The 14535-nt window shown below is 45.7% G+C and carries 11 protein-coding genes; 4 read left to right on the top strand and 7 right to left on the bottom strand.

Features of this window, described 5'->3' with window-relative positions; translation table 11 throughout:
• Window positions 1-487 precede the first annotated feature (487 nt).
• A complete protein-coding gene (gene nhaA, locus ACJJIF_RS06800; protein ID WP_444931478.1) occupies window positions 488-1918 on the top strand; it encodes a Na+/H+ antiporter NhaA in 1431 nt (476 codons plus the stop codon).
• A 99-nt stretch (window positions 1919-2017) separates the two neighbouring features.
• On the opposite strand, the gene ACJJIF_RS06805 is transcribed toward nhaA, so the two are convergent.
• The 4 genes from ACJJIF_RS06805 to ACJJIF_RS06820 form a co-directional block, all read right to left on the bottom strand.
• Complete coding sequence (locus ACJJIF_RS06805) at window positions 2018-2413, bottom strand: universal stress protein (RefSeq protein ID WP_444931479.1); 396 nt, start codon at window positions 2411-2413, stop codon at window positions 2018-2020.
• 417 nt (window positions 2414-2830) lie between these two features.
• Window positions 2831-3661 carry a glycerophosphodiester phosphodiesterase family protein gene (locus ACJJIF_RS06810; protein ID WP_444931480.1) on the bottom strand — a complete coding sequence of 277 codons (831 nt, stop codon included), beginning with the start codon at window positions 3659-3661 and terminating at the stop codon, window positions 2831-2833.
• Window positions 3662-5286: 1625 nt separating this feature from the next.
• A complete protein-coding gene (locus ACJJIF_RS06815; protein WP_444931481.1) occupies window positions 5287-6144 on the bottom strand; it encodes an RbmA family biofilm matrix protein in 858 nt (285 codons plus the stop codon).
• Window positions 6145-6829: 685 nt separating this feature from the next.
• Entirely contained in the window at window positions 6830-7192 is a 363-nt protein-coding gene (locus ACJJIF_RS06820) for a hypothetical protein (RefSeq protein WP_444931482.1), read from the bottom strand.
• Between the two features lie 478 nt (window positions 7193-7670).
• On the opposite strand from ACJJIF_RS06820, the gene ACJJIF_RS06825 reads away from it, so the two are divergent.
• Complete coding sequence (locus ACJJIF_RS06825) at window positions 7671-8030, top strand: hypothetical protein (RefSeq protein ID WP_444931483.1); 360 nt, start codon at window positions 7671-7673, stop codon at window positions 8028-8030.
• A 368-nt stretch (window positions 8031-8398) separates the two neighbouring features.
• On the opposite strand, the gene ACJJIF_RS06830 is transcribed toward ACJJIF_RS06825, so the two are convergent.
• Both ACJJIF_RS06830 and ACJJIF_RS06835 read right to left on the bottom strand, forming a co-directional pair.
• Window positions 8399-8935, bottom strand: coding sequence for an IS1595 family transposase (locus tag ACJJIF_RS06830; RefSeq protein ID WP_444931484.1), 537 nt, complete (start codon window positions 8933-8935; stop codon window positions 8399-8401).
• Window positions 8871-9323, bottom strand: coding sequence for an IS1/IS1595 family N-terminal zinc-binding domain-containing protein (locus ACJJIF_RS06835; protein ID WP_444931485.1), 453 nt, complete (start codon window positions 9321-9323; stop codon window positions 8871-8873). Before ACJJIF_RS06835 ends, ACJJIF_RS06830 begins: the two co-directional genes overlap by 65 nt.
• 656 nt (window positions 9324-9979) lie before the next feature.
• Between ACJJIF_RS06835 and ACJJIF_RS06840 the strand changes: the two genes are divergently transcribed.
• Entirely contained in the window at window positions 9980-10402 is a 423-nt protein-coding gene (locus ACJJIF_RS06840; protein WP_444931486.1) for a hypothetical protein, read from the top strand.
• 1301 nt (window positions 10403-11703) lie between these two features.
• Here ACJJIF_RS06840 and ACJJIF_RS06845 read toward each other — a convergent pair.
• Window positions 11704-13176 carry an aminotransferase-like domain-containing protein gene (locus tag ACJJIF_RS06845; RefSeq protein WP_444931487.1) on the bottom strand — a complete coding sequence of 491 codons (1473 nt, stop codon included), beginning with the start codon at window positions 13174-13176 and terminating at the stop codon, window positions 11704-11706.
• A 118-nt stretch (window positions 13177-13294) separates the two neighbouring features.
• Here ACJJIF_RS06845 and ACJJIF_RS06850 point away from each other — a divergent pair, with 118 nt between their 5' ends.
• Complete coding sequence (locus ACJJIF_RS06850; protein ID WP_444931488.1) at window positions 13295-14206, top strand: EamA family transporter; 912 nt, start codon at window positions 13295-13297, stop codon at window positions 14204-14206.
• Window positions 14207-14535: the final 329 nt, after the last annotated feature.

Genomic DNA, 14535 nt, shown 5'->3' on the forward strand with positions numbered 1-14535 from the left:
TCGTTTAAAAGTAAAAAAAGAAAAAATAAAGGAGGAATTTCACCACCTACCCCTGATCGGCCAACAGCAAAATCACCAAATAGGAAATCCAGTGCGGCAATACAGTCTCTCCCATCTTCAGCAAAAGGCACTTTCGGAGGTTAGATTTACCCTCGCCAAAAACCGACTTAAAGTTCTTTTTACGGCTAGAAAAATCTAGACTCCCAAAACAATAAAAAATCACTAATTTAAGGGGTCTACCCGTGTCACTTACCGATAAAAACAGCGTCTAGATTTAGATAATAAAGTTTCTAACCCCATAAAATTTTCAGCAAAGTTTCCCTGTCAATTATACGGGCTTTGCCTATCAATACTCTTACAGGCAATTACAGAATGACACGCTTTAATCTAGGTAGAAATACAGGATTCATGGTAACCTTTCAGCCTAAATTTAAAAGAGATAGCCCTATACTTCGTAGGGCTTATTTAGGAAAGAGGATATTTGCCAATGAATAAAGGGGTTTTAAATAGATTTAAAATTCGCAAAGGAAAGATTTTTGAAGCCCCACTGGAGGAGGCATTCGGTCGCCTGGTCACTCCTTTTGAAGAGTTTATTCACCGACAAAGCAGCAGTGGCATATTACTAATGCTCTCTGCGCTAATCGCACTAATTGTCGCCAACTCTCCCCTGCAGGAAGCCTACAAGCATCTGCTTCATATGCCTATTGCAATCGGTGCCGGGGAATGGATGCTCTCCCTTTCTCTACACCACTGGATCAATGACGGCCTAATGGCCATCTTTTTCTTTTTGGTGGGTCTGGAGCTGAAACGAGAGTTTCTCGTAGGAGAACTCTCAGATCTTCGCCAGGCAGTACTGCCAGTGATGGCGGCTATTGGTGGTATGGTGGTGCCAGCCCTGCTTTACAGCTCCCTAAATGCAGGCAGCGAAGCCGGGCCTGGCTGGGGTATCCCCATGGCGACAGATATTGCCTTTGCTGTGGGCTGTATTGCGCTACTGGGCAACCGAGTGCCACGCACAGTCGTCACTTTCCTGGTCGCACTGGCCATTGTCGACGACCTGGGTGCCATTCTTGTTATTGCGATCTGGTATACAGAGCAAGTCAATATGACGGCTCTCATCCTATCAGGCTGCCTCGTTGTGGTACTGGGCCTGCTTAATGCCGCAGGCATTCGCCGATCTGCGGCCTATGTCTTCGTTGGTGGGCTGCTGTGGTACGGACTCCACTCCGCAGGCGTTCACGCCACACTCGCGGGAGTTATTACTGCTATGGCCCTGCCGGCCAAGCCGAAGTACGACCCTGTAGCATTTAGCACCTTCGTTAAAGACATTATTCGCAGCTTTGACCGCTGTTTCCGCCCCGGCGACAAGATTATCGCCAACGATGATCTAAGAGCTCGCGTGATGGGTTTGAGCAACGGTGTCAACCTGGCTCAGTCCCCCCTCCAGCGCATGGAAACCCGACTGCATATCCCCGTAGGGTTTGTGGTAATACCAATCTTTGCCTTGGCCAATGCGGGGATTCCAGTCGCCAGCTTCAATAGCTCTGAAGCCGTGTTTAACCCAGTTACCCTTGGGGTTATTTTCGGCTTAGTCGTTGGGAAATTACTCGGCATTGTAGGTGCGACCTGGATCGGCTGGAAGTTGGGCTGGGGCCAGCTACCCAAATCGGCAAATTTCCGGCACATTGTCGGTGTAGCCTTACTTGCAGGCATTGGATTTACCATGTCCATTTTTATTGCCGAACTTGCATTCAGCACACAAAATGAACTGCTTATCCAGGCCAAAGCAGGCATTCTGTTAGCGTCAGTTATCGCTGGTACAGCGGGCTTCCTTGTATTGCGCAGCGCACCCGCAGCAGAAGAGACTACAGCAGAGAGCAAGGATTCAGAGTATCCGACCCAACCTGCCTCTAGCTAATTTTCAACGGTCAATAGTAAGCCGGGCAGTTTATAGCTGCCCGGCTTAATGAAAGTCCTGTAAGAATCACATGGTGTAGATAACAGCCTAACCCTCAGGCTAAATTCTAACCAAAGTTACATCGCAGTGCGCATAGTTCACTATGCTATTCGCTGTAGAGCCAATAAGAGAGCCCAACCCCTTCTTGGAATGAGTGCCCAGCACGATCAAATCCACCTCCCTTTTTTCAGCCTCTTTGCAGATGACTTCATAGGGTTTGCCGACTTTAAGTGCCCGATTTTTTTTAGCAATCCCAAAATCCGCAGTAATCTCATCAAATTTTGGAATGGCGCTTTCCTTTAGTTCTCGCTGATAATCCTTGGGTAAGAAACTGTAAGGCAACACATTTAAAACTATTAGCTTGCTATCAAATTTCCTGGATAGCTCTACAGCCTTAGATAATACAAACCTACCCTCTTGAGATGCCTCTATAGCGCAAAGGACAGTCCCGTACATACGATCCCCCATAGTTTCCACACTAGAAACCTAAAAAATTAAATGAAAACCGAAAACATCCCTACTCCAACATTGCTTAATAGTTTTACCATCTTAGCGACACAAGCGGAAGCGACAGATTAAAAAATTGAGAAAATCAGCTTGTACCCAGGCTTCAAAAGCCCCCTAGGCAGCTACAATTAGCCTCATAATATCTCTGCGAGAGCGTTCTACACTAAGACGCACCCAATACCTGTGACCTTCAAGGCCCAGAGGGGCACCATGAGTTCCCTTACAAAAGTAAAAATCTAACAAAAAGGCCAGCAAAAAGCTGACCTAAAAGACTTCTTCTCAATCATCTATCCAGTAGAACATATCACCTCAGCAAGGTTATTTTTATGCACCCAGAAATTTTACTTGGCAACTGAATCACGAAAGCTAACGATCACCAGCATCCTCAAGGGCTTGATAAATCCGACTGGGGTAATCGCCAATGATACCGTCCACACCAAGTGAAATACTGCGCTCAATATCCTCTATATCATTAACGGTCCAAAGGTCAACCGCAACTCCTTTACCTTGAAAAAAGCGCACATAAGGCTTAGTTGTGATACCGTACGGCAATTGGGCAACATCAAAATCAGGATTGAAGACCCAACCAAAACCAGAGCTCCAGGCAAGGCTAGCCTCTACAAGTTCGCCAACGGTTGCGCTGGTTCTCACCTCTCCCCCACTAATATCACGAAAATGCCCCATCGCCTTATTATGCTGACTAGCCACAGTCACCTGCTGCTCCATTCGGTAATCAACTATCACCTGCCAAAGTATTTCTGATAATGTTTTGTCATTTGGCTTAATCTCAATGTTAAATATGGCATTAGGATAGCGCTCAAACAATTCATTCAGCGTTAATAATGTATGCCCCTGGTTCCGAAAAGGATAGCTAATGCCACTATCAAGTGTAAATTCATACCCGGCATCCAGAGCCTTGATCTCCCCCAGTGTCAGATCCTCAATTTTATCGGAGATCCCCACATTTTCTTTTAGATCCGCATCATGATTGATAATAATGTTATGGTCTTTAGACAGATGTATATCCAGCTCCAAGATATCAGCACCCTGCTCCAGAGCTTTATCAAAGGCTATAGCGGTGCCCTGGGGATACTCACCTGATGCACCCCTGTGAGCAAGGATATCGATGGCCCACACCTGACTATAAGCAACCACTGAAACAAGTACACAGACAACAACCTTAAGCATGTTTTTCATTGAGGGATTTCCTTTGTTAATAGGGGGTAACTATTCATCCAGAAATAAAAAAACCAACCAAACCCAGCTTGCTATCACACATCTAACATTAAGAATTTTCTTAACAAATACTTAATCTAGATTTCCAATCCCACCACTAAAAGAAAAGGGAGCCAACCAGCATAAAAACCTCCTCTTTCTATCATTGCAATCGAAACAAATCTAATTAAATAACTTCCACTACTGATAGTCAGGAAATTTTTGCTTGTAGAACACCTCCCGAGCTGACTGCTCGCCTTTTCATCGACGCCACTCTATAGAATTAGCCCGCCTCGTATCTAGCCAAGTGAAATTTAATCGGCACACCATCCTAAACGCCCCTATCAAATTTAAACAATATGCCATAAGCAAATAGTTGGCACTAACACACAAAATAGGTAAGTATCGCCACCCATTTCATTGACCAACACATCATAAAGCGCCGCCTCTGGCGGTAGAGCTTAACAAAACCCTATCGTTCCGAAGTGCAAGGGCAAGATATGATCTTTATGAGTTGGGGAGCACTACAGGAAAGCTGTATGCAAGATTGGCCCCCACCAACTCATGTGAAACCTTATTACAGGCCCAAGCGTAGGGAGGCGCGATCCGCAATATCAACGCTTAGGGACTAGACGCACAAAATACAATTAGCAGATAGGTGTAGATCTATCCGTATTGCCAGCACTGGAAGATGGCGGCGGTCCTAAAGTCTCAGGATATACCCGGCCTAAAAGTGAACAGGAAGCCTTGCGACAGCAGCCCATATGAAAACACTATGGTATAAAAAGTAAACTGCCCAAGAAAGAGGAGGTCACTGGGGTCGCCTCTACAGAACTGCATTCACCCTTTGTCGCCAAAATTGTTGCCAAGAGCAGCGCCTTTCAAGCCAGTAAGAAATCTCAAGGACCATTATCGGTCAGCCGCTGGCCCTCAGAATCTTCTGCAAGCTGCCGCCTCAAGCTCCAATCTGAACTATCGCACCACCTAGATTGTGAAACTGGTACGATATACTCAACCTTCCGCTCTCCAAAATCTCCCCACTAACCTATCGGTTTAAACCGGCAATATCGCCAGTTGCTGCACTCGCAGTGTTAGCGTCAAGCAAGCTGGGGGCAACTACCCAGGTTAAGGTTTTCCATCGACTGACTTCTATCGCAGACACCTTAGATACTGTGGACACACCTCCGATAGCAGTCACCCAAGACTTACCCATGGCGATATCATTTATTGCCCTACACAGCACTCTCCGGCACTACCTGCCTTGCGCAACATTGGCCGCCCAAGGGGGTGCCTTTCCCATTAAATTTAAAACGGTGTTTAATATCTTAGTCATCACTGACAGATATAGGCTTTTTTCAACTCGCCTCAGATAGAGTATAAGTACGCATAGGTACTCTCGATCGCAGCTATAATCCCAGAGGGACTACTGGGACACAAGAACGTCCCAGCAGCCCGACAATTTATAACTCCCTTAGGGATAGACCATAGATATGCTTCAGCCATATGGAACGTTGGTAAAAAGCTCTTACAACCAAAGATTAGAGGACCGCGCAAGGCCGACAAACCTTGCGGCAGTGCTCTTAGGATTAAAACACTGAAAAGAAGGCTCAATCAGCGCTTTTAGTAAAATACAAGCTATCTTTCACTCGAACCCCGGTGCTTGGATTGGTTACATACCAGGTCAATTCGTAATCTCCAGCCTCAAACCACTCGGGTATATTCAGATAGTTTCGGGTGTAGTCCTTTGCCTCAGAGTAATTTAATACAACGTCTCTGGGTTTATGAATGGGGTAATGATCCCCATTGGGGAATTTGAGCACGCTCCACTGCTCCAGTGTAAGCAGCGATTGCGTAGAATCTAAATTGCGAATGCTTGCATCGTAATTAACCCGTCCTCCGTAGGAGGGGACCGAGAATTCAGCTGGCTCATCAAGTACAACTGCCAGCTGAGTATCAGAAACATCACCCTCAACAACCAACTCCAGATCCCAGAAGTCTACATAACCGCCAGACACGTAGAGTGTAAACTCACTCTCCCCATCGAGAAAATTTTTTGCCAATATGCTATCGCCATCCCCACAGAGATCAATGTTCCCTATCTGCGGAACAGGATCTGGGTTTTCTGGAGTTGGATCATCAACAGAATAACTGATAAGCGTCAATTGATGCGCAGCAGAAACAGCATCTTCACCCATCACGCTATAAGCTGCCGAGAAAGCATCCCCATCTTTAGTTTCAGCATTGACACAAACTCTTTCAATGGAGTCGAACTGATAGCCAACATCTAAATTCACCTTATATTTATTTCCATCCTCCATTCTAAAAGGGAAGGGCCCATCTAGATCTATTTTTGTACTTATTGTATCAGCCTGAACCAGTGCCGACACACAGATCAACGTGAAACCACCAATAGAATTTTTTAATACAGCCCCGCATGGCAAGCGGGTTACAGCTAGTTTTTTCAAAATCATAATCCATTACATATATCATAAGGTACAACAATACTTCGGACAGCTTATGGCACCAAATCTCGATAAAGTAGGGCTTACAGCTTGGCAAGCCACATTTATCGAACATCCTGACTCCCCCCAGGCTGCGAAAAATAGCCTTATCGAACTAAGCTCATAATTACTTGGCTAAAACTGTCCAGAATATTATATTACACTCTCCGCAACCCCTCTAAAACTTTCTCTCGCGCAAGCGTACCAAATAGGTTGTAAGTTAAATATTTTGAAACCAATATGGTTACATTAGCAAATAATATTTATGGGGACATTCCAATAAAATCGACATCACGCCCCAAATTTTTACTGGCCGCTGACATATAGCAATTTACCAGCTTGATAAAGTTTGAGCTTGACGGGGACAACAAGGAGCAACCCTAACCACTGCCCCACCAAGTAGCGCTTTCGCTTTCCCGATGTGAGCATTAAGGTAGTTAGTGGGTGTTAAGGCGTATTCAAGATTCTTCCGAGCATAAGACACGCTCCGCGTGGGTTTGCACCCACCTGAAATTCTACTCAGTCATTTCTAACAAAACCCAGAACCAAAACAAGGCACCCTTGCTTTCGCTAGAACAGCGATGACCCACACAAAAATCTGAACAATGTTAATTACTCCATCACAACCTTGCTTGCACAAAGTTATTTATCATTTAATTTGCTCAAGACAAATTGCAACCTGCTTCAGGAGCAGCCGATTTTCATTGCCTCTCTCCTCCACGGAATCATCAAGACAGTGCCTTAAAGCTTCAAAACCCCTTTCCTGTCGAGCACCGAGAAAAGAAAAACTTACACCATCCACCGCATGGAAAAGACCAATAGAAAGTATCGTTCGATCCACCTCCTTGACAGATTTCCAGTCTGAAAGTTTAGCGCTGGCAAACTTTTCTCTGATTTGCCTATTATCTTCATATTCCCCATATTTATCGACAATAATACTTAGCAACAAGAGAAACACACAAACCCGCATAATAACGGTAAAGCACCCCCTGGAACCACTAGAAGCAGACATTTATAAGCATCCAACTCATATAATTCTTAATTTAATATCAAATGCAAACCTGTGCGACCCGCCAAACCAAAGCGTAATACATGAATTATCAAATTCAACTTATAAATACAACCCCCAAGGGAGCATATATTAACCGCGTACGAGCCCTACAAAGATTACTAAGTTCAACGCCAACTGTCAAAACAGGTAATTATTGAAAACATATCTACTATTATATCTGAGACATTAAGCTCCTCTAAAAAATCCATAGGGCACCAAATGTTGGATATAGTAAATCAGATGCACCTCATTAGAAAATCATCTTGACCCAAACAATACAATCACCTCTGTATCATTATTCAAAATTCGCTGGGCAATTAGAACTTTAGACATAAGTACAACCTTTGACTGCTTTTGATGGGGAATAAATTCACGATTAACACTCCCCCCATAACAGGTATACGATATTCTGAACCTCAATCTGAAAGGAAACTAAACGATGCCCGCAATTAATACAGTTACTTTTACCGAAGACTTTCTAAGACGGCACCAAGCCGACACCCAGCCTCAGGCAGAGCAAAAAGCTACAGATCGATGGAACAGTGGTGAACGGCTGGGAAACCAACAAACCATACTGATTGACACAGCGGCTAATTTAAGTGCCAAAATCCTCGGCAATGTGGCTCAACGCGGCGACATATCCGCAGTTGATGTTCAAGTAGTAATTGACCAAACCTCCTTAATTTCCACTAAAAATGGTGATGCAATAAACAATCAAATAGAAGCTGATTACTCAGTTACTGTGCAGGGACAAAGAGATGGTACCAATTTAAAAATTTCTCACTTAGAGGGCTTCTAGTTAGTCTTAGTATAAATTAAATAGCGACTCCAAGATGTATCATTCAGTAGGATATTGGGCGATGCAGACCCTGATCGAAATCGATTTGCGATAACGTAAAAGACTCACAGACACCGCCCAGTTTTTAACTCTACGGACACTTCCAATACCCCCAGCAGTCTGTTCCAGCATTGCATGGATAGCTCTCTGACTTTACTCCACCATCACTACAGCAAGATTCACTTTACAGGTGATATTTTAAATATCCCAAACCCCAAACAACTGTAGATACCGAAAAAACTCTCACCCCACCCAAACCATAACGCTGGAAATCGCCTCAAAGGGTTAGTGGACCCGAAAGAATTAGGCTCTTTATGGATTCCGGGGAGCTACCCCAGCAACAAATTAAAAAGCCCGGAAATGGCCGATTTTCCTCGGCGCCTTAGATTGTGCAGACACTCAAAGAAGCTAAGATATAGTGGAAGTTTTTCTTGCGATATACCGCGATGAGGACGTAACCAGGATCGTAACAATGACCAGAAACCTTCCATAGTATTAACATGAACCTCATGAAAACCGTCGCCATCTTCATCCCTGGCATACTCACCCACACTATGGCAAACAGACTTGTGGGTATAACCCCACTCCTCTAAGCGGTCATAAATATTGTATTCATCCGTGTAGACCAGAGTGCCCGAAACGATAGTGCTTTCGATAAGCGGTTGAATCGTTGCTTGCTTTACATTTTCAAGCATACGTATTGCAACCTGCCCGCCTCTCTGAACCATGCCAAAAATGGGAGGCTTTTCCTTTTCCAGGGTACCTCGCCCACGAGCACCTCTCAGTCGGTTCCGCCGTCCGCTACGGCCTTTTTTTAACTGCTTCAGGCCGCCCTTTGTGGCCTGCAACAATATAGACCTCGTCACACTCTACCTCTCCCTCAAGGGAGACATCAGGGGCTTTGTCACAAACGGCTTCCCTGAGCTGCTGAGTCATTTTATGAACATCATCTTTGTTCAGATCGAGCTCTTTGCTGATCTGCAAATTGGATAGATTCAATGACATGAGGTATAAGCAGTGCACCCAGACCTTTAGAGGCTGATGGTGCCCCGAAAAGACTGATAACGTCAGATCGTCAAAACGCCGCTGGCAATCTTTACAGCGATAGTGCTGCTTCTCAGGTTGTGTATCATCCTTTCCTTGTCGGGTAACATCCTGGCTCAAACAATGAGGACAGCACACACCATCGGGCCAGCGATACTGCCGTATCTGTTCGTAGCATTTTGCATTATCGAGGAGATCATGAAATTTCATCATGAGTCTGTTTTACAGACATTCGGCTACTGATTCCATTGATGATGTCTCAAATCTAGAGCTCCCCGGAATCCATAAAGAGCCAAGAATTAATTCGGCAGATTTACGTAAAGCAGAACAAGTCTGAGGCACACAGATTGTAAGGCTGCCAACACCGGCTTTGTTTGTCACAGGATTAAACCGGAGAACCATCTTTCCAAGCATCACCAAAGCTCCCCCCTCATCCCAGCCCCCAAAAAAAGATTTTAGCGCTTAATTACCACCTGTTAATTCATTAAGAAAAACTTTCCTTGACCTCATTTTCCACCCTGCGGATTTTTAACATTATTTTCTACATTAACTGCTAATATCGACATGTAATAACAAGCTGCCAAAAGCTGCTATCAACTTTACAACTTTGACATCATCAAATCACACTGCTAAAAATAGTAACTGTTAAGCAATTCGTAAAACTGTTAGAGGCTTTACTTATGAAAATTAATGCGGACTACGCTATAGATAATGAGGCTGATTGCGCTTTTGACAGGAGACGCATGGAGGCAGCCTTAGCCACCCCTAGACATGAAGCTCCAAAGGGGATGACTAGAGAGCAAAAAAGAGCATTCTTGAGTGGGCGGGCAGAAAAGTACGCCCCCAATCAAAAGAGAACATAGCTTATGCCTAGTCATATATGGTCATTAAGTGACAGCTTTAAAGTAACCTTTGATAACCTCCCCAAAGAACACCAAGATAAAATTATTAATTTTATTGATGTTTATGAAGAGAAGGGACTAGCTAATTTCAGCAACTATGAAGGGAAAGTTTCGCCATCCTGGCGTGAAGACCAAATTTCAAAGAGAGATAAAGATTACGCTCAAGCTCACAACCTATGGCATTACCACGTAGGAATCCCTAAATACGTACAGGTACACGACAAGTATAAAACCTCCGATTGGCTTCTCCATTTTCAGTGGACCTACGGAAGAAAGAAGATTTGTTTGGTTGACATTTACAGCCACTGGAATTTAGAAGGTAACTTCCACCTGCCGCCCAAAAAATACTTGGATTGGGTTTGCCGTGATTACAGGGAAAACGCTTGATATTTGAGCCTTATAATTAAGCATCCCTGTTCGCACCCCAGGCCACTCTCGTTAAATCCACTGAAACATCCCGGGTAATCTGCGGCAGTGTTATCATCCGATTGACGACTTACCTGGCCCTGCCCGCTCATTGTTAGTGGTGGGCCCCACCCAAAAAGGTTTAAGGCGCCACAACCCCTGGATATTCAACAGTTAACGTCCTACATCACACTCTCTCAATGCGATACTCTGCTATCACTGCGTCTCCCACTGTATGCACAGAGCACTCCTTTGTAGTAGGGATACCCGATCTGGAAGAGCGGCACCAGAGGCTTGCAGCTAAGGTGTAAAAACTCACCGCTGCCTGAAAGACAGCCGCCTTGATCGTCACGGAATGGGGGCGCTCAAACCCTTTAGCCAGTGTATTTGATAGATATCAGCTGGTTTATACGTCGCCTCAATGAATCTATTGCTCGCCAAGCCAGTGCCGAAGACCTATATAGTGGCCGCTTTTACGAGGAGCACTACACCTGCCTTTTAATTGGATTACAGTCTCAAACCAGCAGACTGGAACGCCCGCCAGTTCAAGTAACAGGGCGAGGAGCCATTGAGTAGAGCCTCCCCTAGCAGCATTCCCTACCTACCCCTAGATAGCTATCAAAAATACTTTTGGTACGTAGTTGACGCCCCACCTAGAACCCCTGTGTCAACTGCTGACTCATAGCGCGGAAATCTTGTCTATTTTTTAACCTTTTGATCTGTGGGTGTCCAAGATTGCACGACCTCAAACCAGCAAATTGGAGCGGCCCCCTGTTCAGGCAACACGAGAAACCATTGGATAGAGCCTCTCCTAGCAGCATTACCTACCTATCCCTTGATGGCTATCAAAAATATTTTCAGTGCGTAGTTGGCGCCCCACCTGGAACCTTCGTGCCAGCTTCTAACTCATAGCGTAGAAACCTTGCCTGTTTTTTAACCTTTTAATCTGTGGGTGTCCAAGATTACACAAGATTACACACGGGCCTTTGCCTAACTGGCTTCGCCGGACCCAACCCGTGCGGGACACGCACGAATCGCCTACAGGACCTCCCGAGTTCCGCGCAAAAGACATCAATACATGCATCAGGTCTACTAACTCCGGAGATCGGGAAAGATACTCGCAAAAGCGTATCTTTCACCTATTGCCTTCCCCATCATCCAACAAAGTCGGCGATCTCAAGTTATATTTTCGAAGCTCAATACTGAGCCGGTACCTTCCCCTGTCAACGCTTAACGCTGGCCGTTACCGAACAACGCCCATGACTCGGGGCCCCAGCGGCTTGCTAAACCTTACCGGGAAGAGGGCTTTCACCTCCAATCTTTTGCCGATTTATCTCGGCGCACTGGGTGTCCAAAACCAGGCATGAGTGAGTTAACTTGATAAAACGTTCCAACTGAAATCCGGCCTCAGTCTTCCCTCCATCTTTACCTTCAAGCGGCCAACCACAATTCACCCGCACACAATCACCGTAGAGATCAAGCGTGCTGAAATCTGCACCGCCCAATAAGGCTATATTTTCTTCGGAAGCCAACCGACAAAGACTCCGGCTATCCAACCCTGGAATCTGCAACCAAATCACCATTCCTCCATGGGGATCACTGATACGCGATTCATCGGGCAAGTTTGAACTTAAGTAGTTGCGATAGGATGCGGCCTGCAAGGCAAGCTTTTGCCTGAGCCCCTGCACATGACGGGAGTATTGGTTGGTACCGATGAAATCGGCTACCGCTAATTGGACGGGCAAGCTCACACCGAAACTTTCAGTAAATCGATAGCGCTCATATTGTTTTCGATACCTTCCTGGTAAGCACCATCCCAGGCGATAGCCTGCGCTCAATGTCTTGGAGATAGAGCCACACCAAAGCACATACCCGCTCCGGTCCCAGTAGCGCACGGGCATGGGCAGACTTCTTTGAAATCCGAGTTCCAAATACACATCATCCTCGACAATTGGAATCCGATATTTACCAGCCAGTACGGCCAGGCTCTCTTTCTGCTCCGAGCTCAGGGACACGCCCGTAGGATTCATATGACTGCTACTAAAAAGACCCGCTTGGACCAACCCCTGCTGCATATAGCGCTCTAGCTGTGCGAGGTCTAAACCGTTTCCAACAGTCGGTATCTCAACAACTTTTCGTCCCATCAAAGCCAGCAGATTAAGAAGGCCGTTGTAACAAGGAGAACTGATCGCAACCGCATCACCGGGCTTAGTCGTAATGGCAATCGCTGTGCGGACGGCATCCATACAACCATTTGTCACTACTAATTCATTGGCAGAGAAATGCAAATCATAACTGGCAAAGTGTGCGCTAAGCGCACTGCGTAGAAGCGGCTCCCCTGAGGAAACTGGATAGCCATGCATACTGGCGCCAGCCTCTCGGGTTGCCCGCCGCATACTGCGCTCCAGGGAATCTAACGGCAATAGCTCTGGGGATAAAGACGCAACACCCAATGGCCCTGCTCCCAACCCACGGAAATAGTAATCGTGACTTACTGGATCTGTTGTTCGGCAGGTAAATGCAGGCATTATGGGAGGCGGGTTACTACTGGGAGGAACTGAGGCAAAGAATCCAGATTGCGGTCGAACCTTCGCCCAGCCGAGCTCCTCCAGCAAGTAGTAGGTGCTTTGGGCTGTTGTCAGGCTGACTTCGTTTTGTGCAGCGAACCGCCTGAGGGACGGTAGTTTATGACCGTTCGGTATTCTCCCTGACTGAATATCCTCTATACAGCGTTCGGCAAGCTCTTTATACCGCACCTATCCCCCTCCGATTCCGTCTCCACCCAAACTGTATACCTATTTTATACAAAAATTGCATCTGTATACCTTTTTTCATTTCTTGGATAGTTAGCCCCGAGACAAATTGGAGGGGCTGATGCGGTACTCGGATTTATTACTTGGTGTGCTACTAATGGCAATGTGGGGCTTCAACTTCATCGTTATTCAGATGGGAACGGAAGATCTGGACCCACTCCTTCTGGTGGCTTTACGCTTTTCTTTGGCAGCCTTTCCGGCAGTGCTTTTCGTTTCCAGACCGACAGTCAGCTGGAAGTACGTTCTAGCCTACAGCCTGACTTTTGGCTGTGGGGTTTGGGGGATGGCCACCTGGGCAATCTCTAGCGGACTCTCTGCGGGAATGGCCTCACTTCTTTTGCAAGTAAATGTTGCGATTAGCTTACTGTTCGGCTGGGTATTCCTGAAAGAAAAGATTATCCCGCAGAAAGCTCTTGGGGCTCTACTTGCCTTGGGAGGGCTGTTGCTAAGCTTGATGGTTGAAGATGGCACTGTGCCCCTTATCAGCATTGCACTTATCTTAATAGCGGCTACCAGCTGGAGCATCAGTGGGCTCATTGTAAAAGTCAGTGGCACACAGCAAGTATTTAGCTTTATTGTCTGGGGGCTATTTTTTGCACCGCTACCACTGTTCGCTGCTACCTATATTCAAAATGGTGCGGCTGTATTTTATGAAATTCAAAGCAACCTTAGTGGACGGTTACTTTTCTCCATATTGTTTCAGGCCTACCCAACCACTCTGCTGGGATACTGGTTCTGGAACCGACTAATCGTTAAGTACCCGCTGTCTACTGTTGCGCCTTTAGGTTTACTCTGCCCCGTTTTTGGACTCATTTTCAGTTGGTTATTAACTGGCGAATCGATTGGTTCAGAAAAGTTAATGGCCGCTGTTATGATTTTTTCTGGGCTGGCACTTGGTATTGTTCATTTTCGCCAGAGCTTTAAGATGCTAAGAAACTCACGGATTTTTGGCATATTAAACATATCGCGATGAACAAATATCCAAGTTGAGATTTGCCAGCTTCGCTTTCAGGCTCAGGAACCTCAATAATGTCTTCAAATTTTTTAGTCAGGATTCTCGGCATGGCGCCAATGCCACAATCAGAAAGCATTGCCTGGTTAATAATTTACTGACTGAAAGCAGTCAGGATAATATTTTGATCGTGAATGTGATTATAAACCCATTCATTCCAGTCAAAGTGGAACGGATGATCACATAAAGCCAGAAACCTGTGCTCTTGAAGATGACCTATGGATGTCCAAGACTGCACGTCCTTACAGTCGCCTCTGGCACACGGTTTCCATTCCCACTAAAAACAAAGC

The sequence above is a fragment of the Microbulbifer regidiadema (SeqCode) genome (assembly GCF_052467605.1).